Raw genomic sequence first — 21,613 nt, 5'->3', positions numbered from 1 at the left:
CTGCCGGTCGCCAAGCATGGCCGCACGCTACCTTGAAGCGTTGCAGCTGGTAGCGCCGGGCCATGCCCGGCGGATGCCGCCGCAGCGAACAACGCACCGGGGTACCAATCAGATATGAGTACGGTCACCGAGCAGCATCGCGCGGTAGCGATGCACGCAATCAAGATCATGGGCGGTGAGGGGCGGCCGAAGGTCCAGGCCTTTCACGATGATCATCGCCTGCGTTCGGTCGATATCCTTACGACGTCCAACTCGCCTGAAGCAGGGCTGAAGTCCATCTCGTCCATCGGACTATCGGATTTTGCTTTACGTCATTCAGAGGGGCACGAGCTGGAAACCCGCGTCGAGCTGTGCGCGTGTGCGGAAGATGACACGCAGCACTGGGACAACGTGGTCGCCTCGACCGCCTTTGCAATCATGCGTGATCGTGCGGCGGTGTGGCCGGGTTGCGTGATTCCCGACATCCTGCAGGACTACTTCCCATCGACCCGGATGCCGCACGTCTATCTGGTGCTGCCCTTCTTCTGGAATGACGCAAGTTTTCCAGGGTTGGAGGTTCCGCCCGTGGCGATCAATTGGCTGCAGTGCATCGCCATCCACGAATCCGAGCGGCAACTTGTCGAGCGGATTGGCGGCGATGCATTTGACGACCTGCTGCAGCGGCACGAGGTAGATGTGCTGGACATGCATCGGGCGCCTGTCGCTGGAGCACGTTGACGTTATCGCCATGGGGACGTCGGCGGGGTAAGTCAGAAGTCGATCACATTGCTGAACAAAAGCCGCCGGGCAGGGCCCGGCGCTACCGTGAGGGCGCGGCGTCATATGGGGTTGGCTAGGCCGGGCTCTGCCGCTATAATCGCCCGCTTACCTCGCCATCCTGGCGACTGGGCAATAGGAAAAACACCATGGTCAAGATCCGACTGACCCGCGGCGGCGCCAAGAAGCGTCCGTTCTACCACATCATCGTCACCGACGTGCGCAGCGCGCGCGACGGCCGCAACATCGAGCGCGTTGGCTTCTACAACCCGGTCGCCCAGGGCGCCGAGAAGCGCATCGAGCTGGACCTGGCCCGCGTTGACCATTGGGTCAAGAACGGCGCCCAGCCGACCGACAAGGTCCGCAACCTGATCAAGGAAGCGACCAAGTCCCAGGCCGCTGCGGCCTGATCCTGACGGGCCACGCTTCGGCGTGGCCCTCTTGGTTGAAGCAGATGAAAGATATCGAGCGCCGCATCCTGCTGGGCAGGGTTGTCGGCGCTTTTGGTGTGCGCGGCGAAATCAAGCTCGAGTCCTGGACCGAGCCTCGTTCCGCCATTTTCCGTTACCAGCCGTGGATCGTGCGCAGCCCGTCCGGCGTGGAAACCACGGTTGAGGGTGTACGCGGCCGCGACAGTGGCAAGCACCTGGTGGCCCGTTTTCCCGGGGTCGAGGATCGCGATGTGGTCGAAGCGATGCGCGGCACCGAGATCTACGTGGCCCGCAGTGCCTTGCCGCCGCCGAAGCCCGATGAGTATTACTGGGTGGACCTGGAAGGCCTGGATGTGAAGACCACCGAGGGCGTCGCCCTGGGCCAGGTCTCGCACCTGTTCAGCACCGGCGCCAATGACGTGGTGGTGGTCCGGGGTGACCGCGAGCGGATGATTCCGTTCGTGCAGCCGGACTTCGTCAAATCGGTCGATTTCGAGGCCAACCTGATCGTGGTCGACTGGGACCCCGAGTTCTGAGTGCGAGCATGCGTTTCGACGTCATCACCCTGTTTCCCGAGTTCCTCGCCCAGTCCGCTGGACTGGGCGTGGTCGGGCGCGCGCAGGAGAAGGGACTGTTCAGCCTGCATGGCTGGAACCCCCGTGATTACGCCGAAGGCAACTACCGCCGGGTGGACGACCGTCCGTTCGGTGGTGGCCCGGGCATGGTGATGCTGATCGAGCCGCTGCAGGCCTGCCTGCAGGCGATCCGCGAGGCCGATCCAACCCCTGCGCGGGTGATCTACCTCAGCCCGCAGGGCGCGCCGTTGACCCAGGCCAAGGTGCGGGAACTGGCGGCGCTGCCGCGCATGGTCCTGCTCTGTGGCCGCTACGAGGGCATCGACGAGCGTTTCCTGGAGGCCAATGTCGACGAGGAAATCTCCCTCGGCGACTACGTGCTGTCCGGGGGCGAGCTGGGCGCGGCGGTGATCATCGACGCCGTGGCCCGCCTGCAGGACGGTGCCCTGAACGATGCGGAGTCGGCGGCGCAGGACAGCTTCGAGGGCGACCTCGGTCTGCTCGACTGCCCGCATTACAGCCAGCCGGCCCAGCACCCGCTGGGGGACGTGCCGGAGGTGCTGCGCTCGGGCAACCACGCGGCCATCGCCGCCTGGCGCCGCCAGCAGTCGCTGCTCCGGACCGCCCAGCGGCGCCCGGACCTGCTGGATGAACAGGCACTGGGCAAGGCCGACCGCAAACTGCTGGAGCAGGGCCGCCAGGCCCGGAACCAGAAGGCCAGCCCCTAGCGCAGGGCTGGCTTTATCGGCTATCATGGTCAATTACCGCCAGCCCCGGTTGGCGCGCGCAGTACCCAAAACAAACGTGCAGCACAGTCCGGTGACTGCATGAGCCCACGTTGTCGATACGACACGCCCACCCGAACAAGAATCGGTGTAACCCATGAGCAAGCTGAACAAGTCCATCGTCGCGGAATTCGAATCCGCCCAGATCACCCGTGAACTGCCGAAGTTCAGCCAGGGCGACACCGTTGTCGTCAACGTGAAGGTGAAGGAAGGCAGCCGCGAGCGCGTGCAGGCCTACGAAGGCGTCGTCATCGCCACCAAGAATGCCGGCCTGAACTCCTCGTTCACCGTCCGCAAGATCTCGCACGGCTACGGCGTCGAGCGCGTTTTCCAGACCCACAGCGCCATCATCGACTCGGTCGAAGTGAAGCGTCGTGGTAAGGTCCGCGCCGGCAAGCTGTACTACCTGCGTGGCCTGGAAGGCAAGGCTGCCCGCATCAAGGAAGACCTGGCTGCCGCTGCTGCCGCCAAGGCTGCCCGTCTGGCCGACAAGGCCTGATAAACAACTTCGGTTGTTGCCGTGACGGCCACCTTCGGGTGGCCGTTTGCGTTTCCGGCATCGCATCGGCCACGATCAGCTGATGAACGATATCAACCCGCGCTATCCCGCCGTGATCCAGTCGGCGCTGCGCTTTCTCGACGGCAAGGGGCTGGCGCGCGTGCAGTCGGCGCCGTTGCTGCACCGCCTGCTGTGGCGCGCGGGCATCGCGCTGCCACCACCGATCTTGGCTGGTTTTGGTACCAATGCGCTGGTGCAGGGCCTGCTGTTCGGGCTGTTCTGGACCGCGCTGATGTGGCTGATGCTGTGGCAGGGCAGCGAGCGCCCGCTGGCGCTGTTGCTGGTAGCCGGTCTGTTGGCTGGCGCGCTGTTCGGCATCGTGATGGCAGCGCTGATGCGCTCGCTGCGACGCCACCGCAAGCTGCCGGACTGGCGCCGGTTCCGCGCACGGCAGGCGGACTGAGCCGATGGCGCACTGCGCCGTGACCACACGGCGGGCCCGCGCTAGGCTGCAGCTTCATCCCGATGGACGTATCGTGCGATGCCTGCCAAGCGAACCGCACCTTCCACTGCGCCCACGCTGCTGTCCGGTGGCAACCCGCAGATCGCCAAGGGCGAGGGCGATGCGCCGGTGCAGGCATACATCGCCGCCATGCCGGATTGGAAACGTGCGATCGGCGCGCGACTGGATGCATTGATCGAGCAGGCCGTACCTGGCGTGCACAAGGCGGTGAAGTGGAACTCGCCGATGTATGCGGTTGCGCCGGGCGAAGGGTGGTTTCTCAGCTTCCATTGCTTCACCCGCTACATCAAGGTGGCGTTCTTCCGCGGCGCGGCACTGGCGCCAGTGCCGCCCGAGCCGTCCAGGAGCGCCAATACGCGTTACCTGCACATCTTCGAAGATGCCCCGTTGGATGAAACGCAGTTCCGCGACTGGGTGCGCCAGGCCGCCGCGTTGCCCGGCGAGCGCATGTAACCCCGACGTTCCGATTCCCTTCCCGACGAGAGCCGCTGATGGTCACGCATGCACCGAACCCTGCCGATGCCGGAACACCGGCGGCTGAACTGATCGACGCGCGCATCGCCGAACTGGGTGACTGGCGCGGCGAAACGCTGGCACGCGTGCGCGCCTTGATCCATGAAGCCCTGCCCGACGTGCAGGAAACCTGGAAGTGGCGCGGCACGCCGGTGTGGGAGCAGGACGGCATCCTGTGCACCGGCGAAACCTACAGGCAGGCGGTGAAACTGACCTTCGCCCACGGCGCGGCGCTGCCGGACCCGAAGGGCCTGTTCAATGCCAGCCTGGACGGCAACACCCGGCGCGCGATCGATATCCATCAAGGCGCGATGCCGGATGCCGCTGCGTTCAAGGCGCTGCTGCGCGCGGCGGCGACGTTCAACGCGGCGAAGAAGAAGCGCTGACCGTCTTCTGTAGAGCCGAGCCCATGCTCGGCTGACAGGCCTGTGCGGACCAACGGTCCGCACCCACCTCAACGTGGCGGCGCTGGCTCCAGTGCGGCATCCGGGTCGGCCACCGGCGAGGGTGGGCAGGCGGGAATCTCCGAGGGCGTGGCCAGCGTTTCGGCATGCGAGGGCTTGCCCATCATCTTCGCCTTGCGCCAGCCACCCCAGCGGTAATACGCCAGCGACAGCAGCATCGACACCAGCGAGCTGACCGGGAAGCTCCACCAGATCGCATCGGCGCCCCAGTACGGCTGCAGCAGTTCGGCGAACGGCACGCGCACGCCCCACAGCGAGCCGGCCAGGATCAGCAACGGCGGAATCACCGCGCCGGTGGAGCGCACCACGCCGGAGATCACGAAGCTGACGCCGAAGAACAGGAACGAGCCGATCACTACGTGGTTGAGGTGGCGCGCGATCTCCAGCGCCTGGCTGGCCGGTGGCAGGAACAGCGCCAGCAGCTGGCGATCGAACACCACCAGCGGCAGGATCAACGCGCCGGTCAGCAGGAAGTTGAACAGCACGCCCTGGCGCGCGGTGCCGCGCACGCGGTCCCAGCGCTGCGCCCCCACGTTCTGTGCGGCCATCGAAGAGCACGCTGCACCGATCGCCATCGCTGGCATCTGCAGGTAGTTCCACAGTTGCAGGGCAGCGCCGTAGCCCGCGCCGGTGTCGGTCCCGTACTGGTTGACCATGGTCATCAGCAGGATCACCGACAGCGAGATCAGCACCATCTGCAGGCCCATCGGCACGCCCTTGACCACCAGCGCCTTGAGGATGGTCATGTCGAGCTTGAACAGGCGCATGTCGGCGCGGCCCAGCCACAGGGTGTGGCGCTTGTGCCGCATGTACAGCAGCAGGCCGGCCAGCGACAGCGTCTGTGCGACCAGCGTGGCCCAGGCCGAGCCGGCGATACCCAGCGCGGGGAACGGCCCCATGCCGAAGATCAGCACCGGGTTCAGCACGATGTCCAGTGCCACCGACACCATCAGGAAACGGAATGGCGTACGCGAGTCACCGGCACCGCGCAGCGCGGCGGTGAGGAAGGCGAACGCGTACAGCGTCGGCATCGCCAGGAAGATGATCTGCAGGTAGGCCTCGGCCAATGGCAGCGAAGCGGCCGGCGTGCCCATCGCCGCCAGCAGCGGATGGGCCATGAACCAGCCGGCGAGGGCGATGATCACCGACAGGCCGATGAAGAAGGTGGCGCTGGTGCCGACCACGCGCCGCGCCTGCGCGATGTCGCGCGCGCCGATCGCCTGGCCGATCAGGATGGTGGAGGCCATGCCGAAACCGAACACCGAGCCGATCAGGAAGAACATGATGTTGTTGGCGTTCGCGGTGGCGGTCAGTGCCGCCTCGCCGAGGAAGCGCCCGACCCAGACCGCGTTCACCGAACCGTTCAGCGACTGCGCGATGTTGCCCGCCAGGATCGGCAGGGAGAACAACAGGAGATTGCGCCCGATCGGGCCGGAGGTCAGGTCAAGCGGCGCTTTGGCCATGGAGTGGTGATCGAATCCCGGGAGGCGCACACTAGCACCAAGCCGGTTCGCGGGATGTGGCAATGCATCAACGACTGCAGGTGGAGCGGAGGTTGGCGCTGGCCTTGATCAGCGCTGTATTGGCCGCATGTTCGATGGACGACCGGCTGGGTGATACCCAGATCCGGCCAACCGACCGTCCCGAGTGCCTGGTCGGCAGCCAGCGCCAGGACCTGGCCTCCGGGGTGCGGCCATTGATCGGCGGCACCGGCTGCCGCGCCGACCCGGACAACCCGCGTCCCCTCAACAAGCCACTGGAGTAGCCTGCCCCCATGCCCGAGCTTTCCCCGCTGTCACCCAGTGTCCGCCTGGACATCTGGTTGTGGGCGGCCCGTTTCTTCAAGACCCGCAGCCTGGCCAAGCAGGCGATCGAGACCGGCAAGGTCAGCGTTGCCGGGCAGCGTCCGAAATCCTCACGCGCGGTGCGCGTGGGCGAGCAGCTTCAGGTCGACCGTGGTGAAGAGCATTTCGAGGTCCAGGTGCTCGGCTTGAGCGATCAGCGCGGGCCCGCAGCGACGGCGCAGCAGCTGTATGCCGAGAGCGAGGCCTCCAAGGCGCGTCGTGCCGAACAGCGTGCGCTGCGCATCGCCGCGCGCGATGGGTTCCAGCCGCCGGAGCACAAGCCGGACAAGCGCGCACGCCGGTTGATCCGCGCGCTGGGGGACATCGACGCGCTGTGACGCAGCCCCGGCGTTCGCCGGCGACATCACCTTCCGGGATACGCCGCAGCGCGGTGGCAACGGCTTCAACGAGAGCTCGCCGGACCGTGCCTGCGTCCAGGCGCTGCGGGACGCCAGCCGAAATGGCGTACTGCTGCGGAGAGCATGCGAACCGACGCTTCGCACCCGGTGGAGCGCGCCGGTAGCGCCGGGCCATGCCCGGCGACTACCCCGATCGCCTCAACCGTGCAGGTCGTAGCGGTCCAGTTCCATCACCCGCGTCCAGGCGGCGATGAAATCCTGCACGAACTTCTTCTCGCCATCGGCGCTGGCATAGACCTCGGCCAATGCGCGCAGCACCGCGTTTGAGCCGAACACCAGGTCGGTGCGGGTACCGGTCCAGCGCAAAGCGCCGTCGGTGCGGCCACGGCCTTCGTAGCTTTCGCGGCCGGTGGCCTTCCACTGCGTACCCATGTCCAGCAGGTTGACGAAGAAGTCGTTGCTGAGCGTGCCTGGGCGCGTGGTGAACACGCCGTGCTTGCCACCATCGGCATTGGCACCGAGCACGCGCAGGCCGCCGACCAGCACGGTCATCTCCGGCGCGGTCAGCGTAAGCAGCTGCGCCTTGTCGATCAGCAGCGCCTCCCCGGGCACGCTGTAGGCGCCCTTCAGGTAATTGCGGAAGCCATCGGCGACCGGCTCGAGCACCGCGAACGATTCGACGTCGGTCTGTTCCTGGCTGGCATCGGTGCGGCCCGGGGTGAACGGCACGCTGACCTCATGGCCACCGGCCTTGGCCGCCTGCTCGACACCTACGCCACCGGCCAGCACGATCAGGTCGGCCAGTGACACGTGCTTGCCGCCGGCATTGAAGCTGGCCTGCACCTTTTCCAGCGCGGCCAGCACCTTGGCCAGCTGCTGCGGCTGGTTCACCGCCCAGTCCTTCTGCGGCGCCAGACGAATGCGCGCACCGTTGGCGCCGCCGCGCTTGTCCGAACCACGGAAGGTCGAAGCCGACGCCCATGCGGTGGACACCAGCTCGGCGACGCTCAGGCCCGCTGCGGCGATCTGCTGCTTCAGCGCGGCGATGTCCCTGGCGTCGATCAGCGGGTGCTGTGCTTCCGGCAGCGGGTCCTGCCAGATGAACTGTTCGGCCGGAATTTCCGGGCCGAGGTAACGTGCGCGCGGGCCCATGTCGCGGTGGGTCAGCTTGAACCAGGCGCGGGCGAAGGCATCGGCGAAGGCCTGGGGCTCGGCGAGGAACCGGCGCGAGATCTTTTCGTAGGCCGGATCCATGCGCAGCGACAGGTCGGTGGTGAGCATGGTGGGGCGGTGCTTCTTCGACGGGTCGTGCGCGTCGGGAATCACCGCTTCGGCGTTCTTGGCCACCCACTGGTGGGCACCGGCCGGGCTCTTGCTCAGCTCCCATTCGTTGCCGAACAGGATTTCGAAGAAATCGTGGCTCCACTGCGCCGGGGTGCGCGTCCAGGTCACTTCCAGGCCGCTGGTGATGGCGTCGCCGCCCTTGCCGCTGCGGAAGCTGCTGGCCCAGCCCAGGCCCTGGTTTTCCAGCCCGGCGGCTTCCGGTTCCTTGCCGACGTTGTCGGCCGGGCCGGCACCGTGGGTTTTGCCGAAGCTGTGGCCGCCGGCGATAAGCGCGACGGTTTCCTCGTCGTCCATGGCCATGCGGCCGAACGTATCGCGGATGTCATGCGCGGCCAGCACCGGATCCGGGTTGCCATCCGGCCCCTCCGGATTGACGTAGATCAGGCCCATCTGCACTGCGGCCAGCGGGTTTTCCAGCGTGCGCGAGTGCACGTCGCCGTCCGCATCGTCATCGGATACGAGCACGCCATGGTTCTCTTCAACGCCTTCCGAGCCATGCTTGTAGCGCACGTCACCGCCCAGCCAGGTGGTCTCGCGGCCCCAGTACACATCCTGGTCCGGCTCCCAGGTATCGGGGCGGCCGCCGGCAAAGCCCAGGGTCTTGAACCCCATCGATTCCAGAGCGACGTTACCGGTGAGGATGAGCAGGTCGGCCCAGGAAATGGCCTGGCCGTACTTCTGCTTGATCGGCCACAGCAGGCGCCGGGCCTTGTCCAGGCTGACATTGTCCGGCCAGCTGTTGAGCGGTGCGAAGCGCTGCTGGCCACGACCGCCGCCGCCGCGGCCGTCGCCGATGCGATAGGTGCCGGCACTGTGCCAGGCCATGCGGATGAACAGGCCACCGTAGTGCCCGAAGTCGGCCGGCCACCAGTCCTGCGAATCGGTCATCAGCGCCTTCAGGTCCGCCTTCAGCGCGGTGTAGTCCAGCCCCTTGAAGGCCTTGGCGTAATCGAAGCCGGCATCGAGCGGATTGGAGCGCGCCGAATGCTGGTTGAGCAGGTCCACGCGCAACTGGTTCGGCCACCAGTCGCGGTTGGTCGTCGCGTCGCCGACGACGGCATGGTTGAACGGGCACTTCGCTTCGCTTTTCATGGGTCTCTACCTGTGGACTGGCGAAAGGTGGAATCGGGGGAGGCCTGACCACGATAGGTGGCGCCTACCAATGGGTAAATTCGATTGATTCAACCGATGCGATAGTGGCGAACTATGGAGCCGTCCGACTAGGACGGTCGTGTCCGATCAACGCTTCAGCAGGCCCGCGCCCAGCTTCATCAAGTCACTGGCTCCGAACTGGCCGTCGCCGTCCTGGTCCAGGACGCCGCCGAGCAGGTTGCCGATGCCGCCGGACTGCTGCGTTTCCTGGCCCAATGCCTGGCTCAGCTGGCCTGCGTTGCCACCCTGGGCGAAGCGCTGGGCCAGGAAGGACATGACGATGGGGGCGAGGATTGCCAGCAGCTTGCCCGAAGTGCCGCTGTCGAGACCGGTCTTCTGCCCGAGCAGTTGTGCCGCCTGCGGTTGCTGGCCACCGAACACGTGGCCGAGGATGCCGGCGCCATCGGTGGCGCCGCTGCCGCCCCCGCCCATCACCGCGCCCAGGATCCCGCTCAGGTCGAAACCGCCGCCACCGCTGTGGTCGCGCTGCAACGCGTTGAGCAGCGACTGCGCGCCCTGCGGCTCACTGGCGTTCTGCCCCATCGCGCCAAGCAGCAGGGGCAGGGCGCTGCCGACGGCCTGGGCGGTCTGGCTGCTGTCCAGGCCGAGTTGCTGGGACACCTGCTGCAGGCCCTGGCCCTGCTGCAGCTGCTGGAAGAGGGATGCAGCGAGCGATTCGGTGTTCATGGCAGTCTCTGTTCTGTGAAGGAAGGACGGCCCGAGCATAACGCTGCGTGCACTACGGGAATGCGAAGGCAGCCGAGCATGGGCCCGGCTCTACAGACAGAGCGCCACGGGGTCGTTGTGGAGCCGAGCATGGGCTCGGCTCTACAGGCAGGGCGTGAGTTGTAGAGCCGAGCCCGCGCTCGGCCCAGGCCTGCCAGCGGGCGCGGTTACAGCAGCGTCTTCAACCGGTACAGCGCCTCAAGCGCCTGCTTCGGCGTCAACTCGTCCGGGTCGATCGCCGCCAGCGCTTCCTGCGCCTTGCTGGACGGCGCGCTGAACAGGCCGAACTGCTGCGGTGCATCCAGTGCCTGCGGTGCCAGTTCGGCCGCGTGGCTTTCACCGCCGCGCTGTTCCAGCTCGGCCAGGCGGCGACGCGCCTGCGCCACAGTAGCCCGCGGCAGGCCGGCCAGTGCCGCCACCTGCAGGCCGAAGCTGCGGTTGGCCGGGCCATCCTTCACCGCGTGCATGAACACCAGCCCCTCACCGTGCTCGACGGCGTCCAGGTGCACGTTGGCGATGCCACTGCGGCCGCCCTCATGCTGTTCGTCGGCCAGCGCGGTCAGTTCGAAGTAATGGGTGGCGAACAGCGTGTAGCAGCGATTCTGGTGGGCCAGGTGGCGGGCCACCGCGTCCGCCAGCGCCAGGCCGTCGTAGGTGGAGGTGCCGCGGCCGATCTCGTCCATCAGCACCAGCGAATGGGCGGTGGCGTGATGCAGGATGTAGCTGGTCTCGGCCATCTCGACCATGAAGGTCGACTGCCCGCGGGCGAGGTCGTCACCGGCGCCGATGCGGGTCAGGATGCGGTCGATCGGGCCGATCACAGCGCGGCTGGCCGGCACGAAACTGCCGATATGGGCCAGCAGCACGATCAGCGCGTTCTGCCGCATGTAGGTCGATTTACCGCCCATGTTCGGGCCGGTGATGACCAGCATGCGACGGTCGGGATGCAGGTCCAGGTCGTTCGGTTCGAACGGCTGCTCACGCACCGCTTCGACCACCGGATGGCGGCCACGCTCGATCTTCAGGCACGGTGCCGTTTCCAGTTCCGGGCGCGACCAGTCCAGTGCCTGCGCGCGCTCGGCGAAGGCGGCCAGCACGTCCAGTTCGCTCAGCGCAGCGGCGCACTGCTTCAACGGTTCCAGCTGTTCGCCGAGGGTGTCCAGCAGCTGCTCGTACAGGTATTTCTCTCGCGACAACGAACGGTCGCGCGCGGACAGCACCTTGTCTTCGAACGCCTTCAGTTCTTCGGTGATGTAGCGCTCGGCATTGGTCAGCGTCTGGCGGCGGGTGTAGTGCACCGGCGCACGGTCGGACTGGCCCTTGCTGATCTCGATGTAGTAGCCGTGCACGCGGTTGTAGCCCACCTTCAGGGTAGGAATGCCGCTGCTTTCGCGTTCACGCTGTTCCAGGTCCACCAGGAACTGGTCGGCATGGGTGGACAGGCGGCGCAGCTCGTCCAGCTCTTCGTCGAAGCCGTCGGCAAGCACGCCGCCGTCGCTCAGTTTCAGCGGTGGCATCTCGGCGATGGCGCTGGCCAGCAGCTGCGCGCACGCGTCATGCTCGCCCAGCGCGGCGTGCAGGGCCTGCAGGCGCGGCGAATCCAGCGGCGCCAGCACCTCGCGCACGGCGGGCAGCAAGCCCAGGCCATCGCGCAGGGTGGAGAAATCGCGCGGGCGCGCCGAACGCAGCGCGACGCGGGTGAGGATGCGTTCCAGGTCGCCCAGGCGGCGGAACTGTTCGCGGATATCGGCGTCGCTGCCGCGGTCGATCAGGGTTTCCACCGCATGGTGACGCTGTACCAGGACCTCGCGCAGGCGCAGCGGGCGGTGCAGCCAGCGCCGCAGCAGGCGGCCGCCCATCGGCGTCACCGTGCTGTCGAGCACGCCCAGCAGGGTATTACGGGTATCGCCGTCGACGCGCGTGTCCAGTTCCAGGTGGCGACGGGTGGCGGCGTTCATCGCGATCGCCTCGCCAGCGGTTTCCATCGCGATCGAGGTCAGGTGCGGCAGGCGCTGCTTCTGGGTTTCCTCGACATAGCCGAGCAGGGCGCCGGCGGCGGCGGTGGCACGGGGCTTGTCATCGATACCGAAGCCGCTCAGATCGTGCAGCTTGAAGAAGTTCAGCAGCTGGCGGCGGCCGCTGTCGGCGTCGAACAGCCACGGCGCACGGCGGCGCACGCCGGTGCGCTGGCGCAGGAACTCCGGCCAGTTCTCCTCGTCGGGCACCAGCAGCTCGGCCGGCTCCAGCCGTGCCAGCTCGGCTTCCAGGGCGTCGTCGGTTTCCACTTCGTTGACCAGGAAGCGGCCACCGGCCAGGTCGGCCCAGGCCAGGCCGTAGCCCTGCTTCGTGCGCGACAGCGCCATCAGCAGGGTGTCACGGCGCTCGTCCAGCAGCGCTTCGTCGGTGACGGTGCCGGGGGTGACGATGCGCACCACCTTGCGTTCGACCAGGCCCTTGGCCAGCGCCGGGTCACCGATCTGCTCGCAGATCGCCACTGACTCGCCCAGCGCCACCAGCCTTGCCAGGTAGCCTTCGTAGGCATGCACCGGCACGCCGGCCATCGGGATCGGCGCGCCGCCGGAGCTGCCACGCTGGGTCAGGGTGATGTCGAGCAGGCGCGCGGCCTTGCGCGCATCGTCGTAGAACAGCTCGTAGAAGTCGCCCATGCGGAAGAACAGCAGCAGGTCCGGGTACTCGGACTTGGCTGCGAAGAACTGCTTCATCGCAGGCGTATGTTCCTTGGAACCCTTGGTGGTTTCAGTGTTTTCTTTGATATCAGTCACTTGAGGTCTGCGTTGTTCGAGGCAGTGGCGGTGATTCGAGGCGAATGAGGGCGAGTGACGGTGTTTGTTGTAGCGACGTTGTAGCGATATGCGGCCGAGAGTGCTCTATCGGGTGTAGCAACGGCTTGTAGCAATGGTCCTGGGCGTGCGCTACTGTAGCAACTCTGGCATCCAGAGGGGCATGCGTTGAAAAGTCCAGCGTCGAGCAATAGGTCCGGTTCACTCAAGTTTAGTTTGACCTACGCCCAGGTGCTGGCGTTGTCGGTCAACAAAGGCCCGGCCTTGGATGCGCAGGGAAAGGTTCGCTTGGTCCCCCGCCCGGAAGCCAAACCCTACGTGGTGCTCGACGGTGGACCAGGCGCTCCCACGGGGTTCGGCTTCCGGGTCGGCTCCACGATGACCACCTACGTGGGCCAGAAGCGCGGGCCCACGGGCACGCCGATCCGCTTTACCTTGGGCAACGTGAGCGACATGGGGCTGGACGAGGCCAGGGACGCGTGCAGGGAGCACTTGGCGCTGCTCAAAGAAACGGGAAAGAACCCCGTCCACGTCAAGCGCCAGCAGTTGCTGGAGTCGCTGGAGAGGGAATCGGAAAAGGAGTTCGGGGATCTGACCTTGCGCGAGGCATTGGAGCGTTACATCGCCCACCTGGACGCCCGCGCAAAGAACAAGAAGATCAAGCCGGCCAGCGTGGACGCGGTGCGGGACAGTTTGGCCCGCCTTTTGCGCCCCGCGGTTGGGTTGGCGGATAAATCCTTGAACGAGCTCCACTTGGAGGTCATCCAACAGGCCTTTGATGCTTGCCGGATCAGTTCCATGCAACTGTCCAATCGCATCCCGCGGGACATGAGCAAGAAGCTGGCGGAGGTGGCGGATTGGGCGAAGCTCACCGTGTCCCAGCTGGAAGCGTTGGGCATCACCGGCAAATACATCCAGCGTGTGCGAGCTGCAGGGTTGAGTTCAACGGAACACACGTTTTCAGATGCCAGGCGAGCGGTCGACTTCCTCATCGAAGAGGAAAGAGCCCGCGATCATCGCTTTGGCCGGCCCCAACGCCAGTTCTACAACCCGCTGGTGGTCATCCATACCCGGGACATGCTCCGAGAAGCACACGAGCTGCGAAACCATTACAGCCGGGCCGAGGTTCGCAATCCCCTGAACGACAAAACCCTGCCCAAGGTCCTCAAAGCCATTGCAGCACGGCGGGACGAACAAGGCGGGCGCAACGCGGCCGGGGCGGACTACCTGCTGCTGACTTTGCTTTGGGGGACACGGCGCAGCGAGGCGGCCCCGTTGCGGTGGTATGACCGCTGCACCGCCGGAGAGTTGTCGCAGGAAATGGTGTCCTGGGTCTGGCTGGCGGGTCCTGAGGACATCAACCCGACCACCAAGCGGGCGGGCAGCCAGGTCTACCTTTTCGAGACCAAGAACAAAGAGCAGCGGTTCTTGCCCGTCACCTACTTTGCCGAGCGCGTCCTGCGGCGGCGCTTCAGCGAGCGCGTGGACGATACGGGGGCCAAGCAGGGATTGGAGGCCGCCAAGGCCGCGCTGAGCGCCGCGAGCAAACGGGGTGGACAACGGGGACTGATCGACGCCTTGGAGGCGGCGGTGGCTGACGCTGAGCACGCGTTGGATCGAACCCGGTTCGTCTTTCCGGCAAGGTCCGGGCGCAGCAAAACGGGTCATTACTCCGACAGCAAATCCATCATCGCCAACGTGCGTCGCGACGCTGGGCTGATCGATTTGCGCGAGGAGGTGGACATCGGCCTGACCCCCCACGACTTGCGTCGCACTTTGGGGCGCTATGCCGAACGGATTCACGGCACCAAGGCCCGGGTCGTGTCGCAGATGCTTCACCACCGGATCAAGGACAAGGATTCCGCGGCCACCGACGCGATCTACACCGAGCAGGAGTGGTCGGTCCTGCGTCAAGCGTTTGCCGTGGTGGAAGAGCACATGATGGCGAGCAGTCCCCGGGTCTGGAACCGCTGGAAGGGCACGGACAAGCCGCGGCTGGATGAGGTCAACGACCCGCCAGTGACGATTTTTGCAGCACGCAACCAGAAGGTGGCGCTCGATGACGAGGATTGAGCCCGTTCGCACAGAAGAGGCGTTCCAAGCCAAAGCGGAAGCCTCTTGGAACGCAGAGTTGGCCCGGGCGAAGAGCGCTGGAGGCGGGTTGGTGTCCGCCAAGGCCGCCGCGTGGTTCTTGGGCATCCATGCCGACACGCTGGGCGAGTGGAGGCGACGCACCCCGCCCACCGGGCCCCGCTTTCAGAAGGCCACCGGCAGCGCCGTCAATGGCCCCAACCAGCGTGTGAAATACGACTACGACGAACTGGTGGCTTGGAAGGATGGGCGTCAGGGCAGGTCAGCGAAAGAGCGTCGGCTGACCGCTGAGCTGGAGCGCTTGAGCCAACAGCAGCGAGAGCTGGAGCTGGAGCGGCAGATCCACGAGGCCAAGGTGGCATTGGAAAAGCTGCGCAAGAACGCCGGGCGCTTTGCTGCGTTGATCACGTGCCATGAAGGTTGGGCCATTCCCCACCCATGGGCGGTGGTGGGAGGGCTCATTGCCGGGCACGTGCTCACCGTGGACGAGGACACCCTGGATCGCGCCCTGGCCGAGGGCGAACTCTGGGAGGCCCCCCTGGCCGAGGCGCTGCTGGAGCCTTGGACCAGCGTCGCGGCGCGCGAGCCATTCGATGACGCAATGGAGGCGGCACAATCCGCGTTCCAGGCGGCGTGGAGGGCGGTCCGGAACCAAGCCCGTGCGCAAGGCTTGGACGACGGCCTGCCGCCCGCGGCGGACCCAATCACTCGCACACCGTTCCGGTTCTGACCGGCTACCATCGTCATTCCACCCGTGCGGCAAACCCATGTCCCTTGATTCCAAGCAGGAAGCGGAAACACAGCTGTTAAAACGCTACAGAAAAACCTGGGGCCAAAAGCACCCGGCGTTCCTGGCCGGCGAGGGCGTCTCCTGGAAGCGTCTGAAGAACGACATTGACCAAGAGGCGAAAGCGGCCAAGGCGAAAACGAAGGTGGAGTTGAGCCCGCCGTGGACATCGGCGCAGGCCGCTGGACTTCTGGGAATCAACCAAAAGGTTTTCCGGGTTCTCGCAACGATGGACAGCGAAACAGGTCCGTTGCTTGCAGACGATGGCAAGCATGCGGCCATTGGCCTGCCCCGACTTCTGGAATGGGCAGAAGGGGTGAGGGGCGCCCCCAAGGTTCGCCGCTGGCGTGAGTCTCGGCGCGATGAGGACTTGCTTGGGGCAACCGTCAAAAGGCCAGCGGCGACGTTCCAAGTGGTCAAAAAAACCCAGATCCGCCTGGGGCTGGTGGACGGCAAGGTGTCAACGCTGGACCTTTCCCACCTCAGTGAAGAGGAGAGGGTTGCACTTGCAGCGCTGCTGCGTGGCGCGCGTGGGGCGCTCCAGCAGGACGAGCGGGGCGTGGTGATGTTCATGCACAAGGAAGCCACGCTGCCCGAAGCGTTCACGCTGCCCTGGGCGGACGAGGCGCTGAAAAAGGATTGCGCGGGACGCTACAAGGAGCTGCTGGAAAGCGCCCAGGGCGAGCTGGCCCAGCTCCTAGCCCGGGTGGAGCAAGACATCCGAAAAGCCCGTGAGGCGGTTGCTCAAGAGGAAAGCCCAACCGCCCAAGCCGTCCAGGCGGCAATGCTGGACATGTGGGGGGAGGAGGAGCGCGACGTGCAGATGCTTCAGTCCGAGGTTCGCGAGGCGTTGTTCGATTTGACCCTGCCGGCTGCCACAGGTCAGGCTCGCAAGCCGTGCCCGTTCTGACCGGAGGCTGGAGCATTTCTCGCCGGCTACCCGCCGGCTCGGTCTTGGGAGAAAAGGCAGGGAGGCCGCGGCTTCCGCCGCAGCCTTGTTCACCCGCTCAAGCCCCAGGTCGCCCTTGGGGCTTTTTTGTGTCCGCACGGGAAAGGGGCAAGCGCCCCTTTCGGGCCCGATTCCCATGTCCTGATCGATAGGCTGGCGCCACCAAGTCAATGACGCAGACACCGCCATGCAGCCGCTCATCCTCTCGCTCGACCCCTCGCTCTCGACCCACTTCTCCACCCTGACCCCCCAGGCCCTGGCCCAGCTCGCCGCTGACACCAGCACGTCGGTCATCGTGCCCAACCTCGACATGCGCGGCCTCCACCCCGGCCAGGTGCTTACCCTGCAGCTGGCAACGCTGGACAGCTTCCTGGACGTGGCCGACGCCGCCAACGGCTAAGCCAGCAGCGCAGCGGTAACCCGGGCCGGCCCAACCCCCTCAACCCTTTTCGCGAAACGCGGCAGACCAGCCGTGCTGGCGGAGCTTTGCCCAAAAACCCCTCAACCCTGGAGATTTCCCATGAACGCTGCTGCTCACCCCTTCGACCCCAGCGCGCTGTCCCTGCCGAAGCAGCGCAAGAACACCTCGGCCCCTCGCGCCACCAAGCTCGCGTCCGCCATGGTCGGTTACGACCGCCTGCCCGCAGCACAAAGCACGGACACCTGGCTCACCCCGCCGGAGCTCATTTGGGGCAGCCCGAAGGAAGGCTACACTGGCCTGGGGCCCTTCGACCTGGATCCGGCAACGCCCGAGAACGGGATGCCGTGGCCCACCGCGGCTCGGATGCTCAAGCCCAGCGATGACGGCCTGGCGTCGGAATGGCCGGCGGATGCCTTCGTTTTCATGAACCCGCCGTTCGGCCGGGGGCAAGAGGCCTGGATGGAGAAGATGGCCAACCACCCGGGCGGTGGCATCGCCCTGGTGTTTGCGAGGACGGAAACCAAGTGGTTTCAGCGCTTCGTGCTCAACCATCCCAACATCAGCGCGGTGGTTTTCCAGGAGGGCCGCCTGAAGTTCCACCGGGCCAACGGAGACGTAGGTGACGCGCCCCCTGCTGGCCCTGCGTGGATTGCCTACGGCGAGGAGGGTGCCCGTCGCTTGAAGCGGGCGGTCAGGGAGGCGCAGATCCGCGGGTGTTACTTGGAGCTGGATTTCGCGCGTGTGAGTTGGGTGTTGGATGCTGACATGGGGGCGGCCAACGATGAATGAGGTCGCCAACCTGGTGAAGGCCATTCGCGCCATCCCTTCCACCGATGGCAAACCGTGGAATCCGCGGGTTGCAGTCGAAACGTTTGTTCAGCACGCGCTGATGTCACTCGGGATTTACCACGTGAAGCTGGTGGCTCACATCGACCCCAAAGTGCTTGCATTTACCCCCTTGCAAGAAAGAGCCGTCGCAGTGGCCGAGGTGGGGGCGGCCATCACCGCTTACTTCGACGCTGTCGCTGCAAGCAGGCCGTTTGAAGACATTCTTGGGCAGGTCCATGCCGAGCTGCTGGCCAGGAAGGGCGGGGAAGGGCTGGGGCAGTCTTTCACTCCCGGCGATCTTCTCGATCTGGTTCAAGCCCTTGCCACCAACCTCACCTGGCGGCACCCCAGTGCCAGCGTGGGTAACGTCTATGACTGTTGTTGTGGTGCCGGCTCACTGGCCCTGGCCGCGATCCGGAGTCGCCTCAACCTCATTTCAAGCAATGAAATCCGGGTTCGCGCGGGAGACATTGATCCCTTGTGCGCAGCGATGACAGCTTTGCAGATTCACATGAACCAGACCTTTCATTCCCTGCCGCTTAGGGAAGTCAAAGTGACGGTGGGAAACGAGCTGGTCCGAGGAAAAAAGCAGACGGAAGGAGAGGGGCAGGCAGAAGGGGACGAGTTGGCCGACCCTAGGCGATGCGGGTTCTGGTCCCACTCCTTCAACTACGAGTAGGCCGGAGGCCCGCCTTTCCCCTCTCCAAGACTCGGCGGCGAGCAGCCGCCGGCTCTTGCTCCAAGCCGCTTTTGCTTTTGCTCTTCAACCCGCAGAAACCGGGTAACAAGTGCTTGTTACCCCGCTTTCCTGAAAGCCATTCCATACGAAAAATAATCCAACCGTATCGGCTTGTTAGGAAAGACTGCTGGTTAACGCTCCTGCTGGTTAACCCCAAAACCGTTAACCAGCAGCCAAACCAGCAGCAAAACCCTTGTCACGTAAGGCTTTGAAGGCTCCTGCTGGTTTGCTGGTTAATTTTTTTCACTTTTTCTCTGCAACTGTAAAATGTTAAGAATAAGTGAAAATCTCTCGACCAAATGAGACGTTGGCGCGTAGCGTAAACCTGTTTTTTTAACCAGCAAACCAGCAGTTAGCTTATTTTTTGAACAAAAACGAGATTAAACAATCACTTGGAAGGTTTTTAGTTGCTGGTTTGTCTGCTGGTTTAAGAAAAAACAGAAAACCAGCAGAAAAGTTAACCAGCAGCTAAAAAATATTTCTGGGGAAGGGGCTTGACGGTTTCAAGAAACCTGCTTTCTTGAATGTATTACGGATGCAACACGGAGAACCCATGAGCACGCAGCAGAACCAAACCCCACGCAAAGACCCTTTCAATGCCCGCATGGAAAGGGCGTTGATTGAGCGGCTGAAAGCCGAAGCCAAGCGGTCGGGGATTTCTCCCAGCGAGAAGCTGCGCCGGATCCTCGACAACGCGTTGCCGCACGTCGCCTAACCCCACAAACGCGAAACCCCGCCTTGCCGGGCGGGGAGTCGTTGGAGCCGAACTACAATGTCTACGAACAATCTCCCTCAAGATCCGTCGGTCGTCAACCCCCCTGAGGTTGCTTTTCTCATCGAAAAGCACTGGGAGAAAAACCGGCGGGATTACGCCAGCAATCTCAAGGTTGAACAACGGGCCTTGGATCGCCACAAGCAAGCCAAGCTCAACAAAGGCGAGCTGCGCCCGGAAAGCCTGGACTTCTTGTTCGCTCGCCACCTCCAGTTGGGGCTCGACGGCCACCTCTGGGCCAGCGTCCGCGACGAATCCGCGACGCAATCGACGCTGGTCTACCGTTGGAGTGCAAATCACTGGGCGCTGGTTCACCGCGGCCTCGGCGACGGCCTGGCGTCCGACTGGCTCGATGCCAACATCCCCGCAAAGGCCAGCGACAAGCTCGCTTCGAGTTGCTGGGCCTACGCCCGCACCCGCCTAGGCCAGCAAAGCGCGTTGCCGCAGTTGGAACCCAAGCGGGCGGTGGTCCCCTGCGCTGACGCTTACCTGGAAATCACCGCCGACAGCATCCAGGCGTTGGAACCCCGGCCGCGCTATGGCATGACCCACGCCCTGAACATCGCCACGGGTGCCACGCCCGGCCAGCGCTACATCCCCAGCCCCGTGCCGGCCGATAGCCTGCTGGGCAAGTTCCTGGCCCATGCGTTGCCGGACGAAGGCGTGCGCGCCTTGGTGCAGGAGCAGTGCGGGATGACCTTGCTGCCCGGTTCCTACCAGATTGCAGCGTGGTGGCACGGCGCCGCCGGCAGCGGCAAGAGCACGCTGGCCGAGTGCGTGGAAGGCGTCCACAACAAAGTGGCTCGCTTGGACCTGGCCACTCTGGGAGACACGTTTGCGCTCGAAGGCATCCTCGGCAGCCAGCTGATCCTGGTGGATGAGGTGGAGTGCGAGAAGTGGAAGGAAGGCACATTCAAAACGCTGGTTAGTGGCAACGGCATCGGCATCAATCGCAAGCACCTCTCCGTTCTGAACTACCACTCCAAGGCCAAGTGGATCATCAGCTCCAACTCCGCGCCGTTCTACCGTGACAAGTCCGGTGGCGTCGCCCGACGCCTTTCCATCGTGGAGTGGGCCAACGTCATTCCGGAAAAAGACCGCGTGGAGGACTTCAGTCGTAAGTTGCTGGAGGAAGAAGGTCAGCTGTTCCTCGATTGGATGCTCGAAGGCGCACGCCGAGTCGTGGCCCGCGGTCGCTTCATGGCCGACCACGAGCTCCCGGAGGCCGCACGTGCTTACAAGCAGGCTGTCATCCACAACGCCGATTCCATCGCCGCCTGGGCCCACGCCGACCGGGTGCTGTTCGGTGCCGCCGCTGGCAGTGAGCAATGGCAAAGCGTCAAGGCCATCCATGCCCGCTATGTGGCCTGGTGCGAGAAGAAGGGCTTTGAACCGGAGGAAATCCTCTCGCAGCGCCAGTTCACCCGTGGCCTGAAGACCGCCGGGCACCTGCGGGGGCGCCCGTCGAACCGGCGCGTAGAGGGCGAGCAGTTGGACTGCTACCTCTGCTGCTGGAAGGGCGAGCAGACCGACGCCGAGCGCGCACAAGAGCAGGAGCTCAAGCGGCTGGAGGCCCTGACCCCAGAAGCCCGTCAAGCCGAATCTGAGCAGGCCAAGGCGGCCAACGACGCCCAGAACGAAGCACTGGCCGTCGCCGCCGAACGGCAAGACGAGCAGGACTTCGCCGACATGCCCGATGCCATCCGAGACGTCTTTGGCTTCACCAATACGCCCTACGAGCAGGTCCAGGCGGAACGCCGCGCCGAACGGGAGCGCCAAGCCAAGAACGCCGCCGCATGGGAGAGGCAGGATCGCCGGGAGCGACAGGCACGGGAGCAGCGCAAGGCCGAGGCAGCAAAGAAGAAGGCCGGCTAACCCAGCAACGCCGGGCATTTCCGGGGCAGGCCTTTACAACCGGCGACGTTGCGCTATTGCAAAGGGGTATCCAAACCAAAACGGAGCCCCCATGCCATCGCCCAACCACATCCCCGACGACGCGTTCCCCGAATCGGCCATCAGCCCGGCCGATCTGGAGAGCCCAGAGACACCGGAAGCGGACCCGCAATATTTGCTCGTGCAGAGCGGGTTTGGTCTCCATGTCCGTCTGGGAAAAGACGGCGACCAGGGATTGCGCAGCGAGGACGAAATCGCCGAGCTGGTGCGACGAGCGTTGTATCACCGAAAGACGCTGACCCTTCATATCGAGTTCTGACCCCATCCACCCACAACCACCTGTTGAGAGGCGCAGGAGGTT

Annotated in this window: 23 protein-coding genes; 19 read left to right on the top strand and 4 right to left on the bottom strand. The window is 65.0% G+C overall.

Features of this window, described 5'->3' with window-relative positions:
- Positions 1-114 precede the first annotated feature (114 nt).
- From AC2A1N_RS12880 to AC2A1N_RS12845, 8 genes are all read left to right on the top strand, one after another.
- Positions 115-717 carry a suppressor of fused domain protein gene (locus AC2A1N_RS12880; protein ID WP_484372430.1) on the top strand — a complete coding sequence of 201 codons (603 nt, stop codon included), beginning with the start codon at positions 115-117 and terminating at the stop codon, positions 715-717.
- A gap of 188 nt (positions 718-905) precedes the next feature.
- Positions 906-1,166, top strand: coding sequence for a 30S ribosomal protein S16 (gene rpsP / locus AC2A1N_RS12875; protein ID WP_005415733.1), 261 nt, complete (start codon positions 906-908; stop codon positions 1,164-1,166).
- 44 nt (positions 1,167-1,210) lie between these two features.
- On the top strand, positions 1,211-1,723 hold the full coding sequence (gene rimM / locus AC2A1N_RS12870) for a ribosome maturation factor RimM (RefSeq protein ID WP_005415734.1): 513 nt from the start codon (positions 1,211-1,213) through the stop codon (positions 1,721-1,723).
- An 8-nt stretch (positions 1,724-1,731) separates the two neighbouring features.
- Positions 1,732-2,490, top strand: coding sequence for a tRNA (guanosine(37)-N1)-methyltransferase TrmD (trmD, locus tag AC2A1N_RS12865; RefSeq protein ID WP_005415735.1), 759 nt, complete (start codon positions 1,732-1,734; stop codon positions 2,488-2,490).
- Positions 2,491-2,644: 154 nt separating this feature from the next.
- Positions 2,645-3,046, top strand: a complete 402-nt coding sequence (gene rplS / locus AC2A1N_RS12860) for a 50S ribosomal protein L19 (RefSeq protein WP_005415736.1) — start codon at positions 2,645-2,647, stop codon at positions 3,044-3,046.
- Positions 3,047-3,128: 82 nt separating this feature from the next.
- Positions 3,129-3,509 carry a DUF6404 family protein gene (locus AC2A1N_RS12855; protein WP_049417408.1) on the top strand — a complete coding sequence of 127 codons (381 nt, stop codon included), beginning with the start codon at positions 3,129-3,131 and terminating at the stop codon, positions 3,507-3,509.
- Between the two features lie 78 nt (positions 3,510-3,587).
- The gene (locus tag AC2A1N_RS12850; protein WP_242890018.1) at positions 3,588-4,022 is read left to right on the top strand and encodes a DUF1801 domain-containing protein; all 435 of its coding nucleotides are present in this window, start codon (positions 3,588-3,590) and stop codon (positions 4,020-4,022) included.
- 38 nt (positions 4,023-4,060) lie between these two features.
- Positions 4,061-4,468 (top strand): DUF1801 domain-containing protein, encoded by a 408-nt coding sequence (locus tag AC2A1N_RS12845; protein WP_061479152.1) that lies wholly within the window; start codon positions 4,061-4,063, stop codon positions 4,466-4,468.
- Positions 4,469-4,536: 68 nt separating this feature from the next.
- Here the strand turns inward: AC2A1N_RS12845 and AC2A1N_RS12840 are convergent, their stop codons facing one another.
- Positions 4,537-6,009 carry an MATE family efflux transporter gene (locus AC2A1N_RS12840; RefSeq protein WP_484372427.1) on the bottom strand — a complete coding sequence of 491 codons (1,473 nt, stop codon included), beginning with the start codon at positions 6,007-6,009 and terminating at the stop codon, positions 4,537-4,539.
- 62 nt (positions 6,010-6,071) lie between these two features.
- Here AC2A1N_RS12840 and AC2A1N_RS12835 point away from each other — a divergent pair, with 62 nt between their 5' ends.
- Together AC2A1N_RS12835 and AC2A1N_RS12830 are read left to right on the top strand one after the other, a co-directional pair.
- Positions 6,072-6,311 carry a hypothetical protein gene (locus AC2A1N_RS12835; protein ID WP_061479154.1) on the top strand — a complete coding sequence of 80 codons (240 nt, stop codon included), beginning with the start codon at positions 6,072-6,074 and terminating at the stop codon, positions 6,309-6,311.
- Positions 6,312-6,320: 9 nt separating this feature from the next.
- The gene (locus AC2A1N_RS12830; RefSeq protein ID WP_005415742.1) at positions 6,321-6,728 is read left to right on the top strand and encodes an RNA-binding S4 domain-containing protein; all 408 of its coding nucleotides are present in this window, start codon (positions 6,321-6,323) and stop codon (positions 6,726-6,728) included.
- Between the two features lie 219 nt (positions 6,729-6,947).
- Here the strand turns inward: AC2A1N_RS12830 and katG are convergent, their stop codons facing one another.
- The 3 genes from katG to mutS all read right to left on the bottom strand — a co-directional run bounded on the left by katG (position 6,948) and on the right by mutS (position 12,694).
- Positions 6,948-9,185 carry a catalase/peroxidase HPI gene (katG, locus tag AC2A1N_RS12825; protein WP_484372425.1) on the bottom strand — a complete coding sequence of 746 codons (2,238 nt, stop codon included), beginning with the start codon at positions 9,183-9,185 and terminating at the stop codon, positions 6,948-6,950.
- Positions 9,186-9,332: 147 nt separating this feature from the next.
- Entirely contained in the window at positions 9,333-9,932 is a 600-nt protein-coding gene (locus AC2A1N_RS12820) for a DUF937 domain-containing protein (RefSeq protein WP_231352615.1), read from the bottom strand.
- A 206-nt stretch (positions 9,933-10,138) separates the two neighbouring features.
- Positions 10,139-12,694, bottom strand: coding sequence for a DNA mismatch repair protein MutS (gene mutS, locus AC2A1N_RS12815; RefSeq protein WP_484372557.1), 2,556 nt, complete (start codon positions 12,692-12,694; stop codon positions 10,139-10,141).
- Between the two features lie 294 nt (positions 12,695-12,988).
- Here mutS and AC2A1N_RS12810 point away from each other — a divergent pair, with 294 nt between their 5' ends.
- From AC2A1N_RS12810 to AC2A1N_RS12770, 9 genes are all read left to right on the top strand, one after another.
- Entirely contained in the window at positions 12,989-14,845 is a 1,857-nt protein-coding gene (locus AC2A1N_RS12810) for an integrase arm-type DNA-binding domain-containing protein (RefSeq protein WP_229295619.1), read from the top strand.
- 91 nt (positions 14,846-14,936) lie between these two features.
- A complete protein-coding gene (locus tag AC2A1N_RS12805) occupies positions 14,937-15,593 on the top strand; it encodes a nucleotide-binding protein (RefSeq protein WP_229295620.1) in 657 nt (218 codons plus the stop codon).
- 37 nt (positions 15,594-15,630) lie between these two features.
- The gene (locus tag AC2A1N_RS12800; protein WP_032960358.1) at positions 15,631-16,560 is read left to right on the top strand and encodes a hypothetical protein; all 930 of its coding nucleotides are present in this window, start codon (positions 15,631-15,633) and stop codon (positions 16,558-16,560) included.
- A 226-nt stretch (positions 16,561-16,786) separates the two neighbouring features.
- On the top strand, positions 16,787-16,999 hold the full coding sequence (locus AC2A1N_RS12795) for a hypothetical protein (protein ID WP_032960356.1): 213 nt from the start codon (positions 16,787-16,789) through the stop codon (positions 16,997-16,999).
- A gap of 120 nt (positions 17,000-17,119) precedes the next feature.
- Positions 17,120-17,809, top strand: a complete 690-nt coding sequence (locus tag AC2A1N_RS12790) for a DNA N-6-adenine-methyltransferase (RefSeq protein ID WP_484372422.1) — start codon at positions 17,120-17,122, stop codon at positions 17,807-17,809.
- Entirely contained in the window at positions 17,802-18,527 is a 726-nt protein-coding gene (locus AC2A1N_RS12785) for an N-6 DNA methylase (protein ID WP_033833383.1), read from the top strand. Before AC2A1N_RS12790 ends, AC2A1N_RS12785 begins: the two co-directional genes overlap by 8 nt.
- A gap of 613 nt (positions 18,528-19,140) precedes the next feature.
- On the top strand, positions 19,141-19,302 hold the full coding sequence (locus AC2A1N_RS12780; protein WP_136191690.1) for a DUF3450 domain-containing protein: 162 nt from the start codon (positions 19,141-19,143) through the stop codon (positions 19,300-19,302).
- 57 nt (positions 19,303-19,359) lie between these two features.
- A complete protein-coding gene (locus AC2A1N_RS12775) occupies positions 19,360-21,234 on the top strand; it encodes a DUF5906 domain-containing protein (RefSeq protein ID WP_141098023.1) in 1,875 nt (624 codons plus the stop codon).
- A gap of 91 nt (positions 21,235-21,325) precedes the next feature.
- Complete coding sequence (locus AC2A1N_RS12770; protein WP_032960353.1) at positions 21,326-21,571, top strand: hypothetical protein; 246 nt, start codon at positions 21,326-21,328, stop codon at positions 21,569-21,571.
- Positions 21,572-21,613: the final 42 nt, after the last annotated feature.

The sequence above is a fragment of the Stenotrophomonas maltophilia group sp. SKK55 genome (assembly GCF_057179845.1).
Note: the sequence above shows the minus strand (reverse complement) of the source record. Positions and strands in the feature narration are given on the sequence as shown.

Excerpts from the sequence above, each read along its gene's own strand:
- AC2A1N_RS12880 (WP_484372430.1), top strand. The coding sequence starts at position 115 with ATGAGTACGGTCACCGAGCAGCATCGCGCGGTAGCGATGCACGCAATC.
- rpsP (WP_005415733.1), top strand. The coding sequence starts at position 906 with ATGGTCAAGATCCGACTGACCCGCGGCGGCGCCAAGAAGCGTCCGTTC.
- rimM (WP_005415734.1), top strand. The coding sequence starts at position 1,211 with ATGAAAGATATCGAGCGCCGCATCCTGCTGGGCAGGGTTGTCGGCGCT.
- trmD (WP_005415735.1), top strand. The coding sequence starts at position 1,732 with ATGCGTTTCGACGTCATCACCCTGTTTCCCGAGTTCCTCGCCCAGTCC.
- rplS (WP_005415736.1), top strand. The coding sequence starts at position 2,645 with ATGAGCAAGCTGAACAAGTCCATCGTCGCGGAATTCGAATCCGCCCAG.
- AC2A1N_RS12855 (WP_049417408.1), top strand. The coding sequence starts at position 3,129 with ATGAACGATATCAACCCGCGCTATCCCGCCGTGATCCAGTCGGCGCTG.
- AC2A1N_RS12850 (WP_242890018.1), top strand. The coding sequence starts at position 3,588 with ATGCCTGCCAAGCGAACCGCACCTTCCACTGCGCCCACGCTGCTGTCC.
- AC2A1N_RS12845 (WP_061479152.1), top strand. The coding sequence starts at position 4,061 with ATGGTCACGCATGCACCGAACCCTGCCGATGCCGGAACACCGGCGGCT.
- AC2A1N_RS12840 (WP_484372427.1), bottom strand. The coding sequence starts at position 6,009 with ATGGCCAAAGCGCCGCTTGACCTGACCTCCGGCCCGATCGGGCGCAAT.
- AC2A1N_RS12835 (WP_061479154.1), top strand. The coding sequence starts at position 6,072 with ATGCATCAACGACTGCAGGTGGAGCGGAGGTTGGCGCTGGCCTTGATC.
- AC2A1N_RS12830 (WP_005415742.1), top strand. The coding sequence starts at position 6,321 with ATGCCCGAGCTTTCCCCGCTGTCACCCAGTGTCCGCCTGGACATCTGG.
- katG (WP_484372425.1), bottom strand. The coding sequence starts at position 9,185 with ATGAAAAGCGAAGCGAAGTGCCCGTTCAACCATGCCGTCGTCGGCGAC.
- AC2A1N_RS12820 (WP_231352615.1), bottom strand. The coding sequence starts at position 9,932 with ATGAACACCGAATCGCTCGCTGCATCCCTCTTCCAGCAGCTGCAGCAG.
- mutS (WP_484372557.1), bottom strand. The coding sequence starts at position 12,694 with ATGAAGCAGTTCTTCGCAGCCAAGTCCGAGTACCCGGACCTGCTGCTG.
- AC2A1N_RS12800 (WP_032960358.1), top strand. The coding sequence starts at position 15,631 with ATGTCCCTTGATTCCAAGCAGGAAGCGGAAACACAGCTGTTAAAACGC.
- AC2A1N_RS12795 (WP_032960356.1), top strand. The coding sequence starts at position 16,787 with ATGCAGCCGCTCATCCTCTCGCTCGACCCCTCGCTCTCGACCCACTTC.
- AC2A1N_RS12790 (WP_484372422.1), top strand. The coding sequence starts at position 17,120 with ATGAACGCTGCTGCTCACCCCTTCGACCCCAGCGCGCTGTCCCTGCCG.
- AC2A1N_RS12785 (WP_033833383.1), top strand. The coding sequence starts at position 17,802 with ATGAATGAGGTCGCCAACCTGGTGAAGGCCATTCGCGCCATCCCTTCC.
- AC2A1N_RS12780 (WP_136191690.1), top strand. The coding sequence starts at position 19,141 with ATGAGCACGCAGCAGAACCAAACCCCACGCAAAGACCCTTTCAATGCC.
- AC2A1N_RS12775 (WP_141098023.1), top strand. The coding sequence starts at position 19,360 with ATGTCTACGAACAATCTCCCTCAAGATCCGTCGGTCGTCAACCCCCCT.
- AC2A1N_RS12770 (WP_032960353.1), top strand. The coding sequence starts at position 21,326 with ATGCCATCGCCCAACCACATCCCCGACGACGCGTTCCCCGAATCGGCC.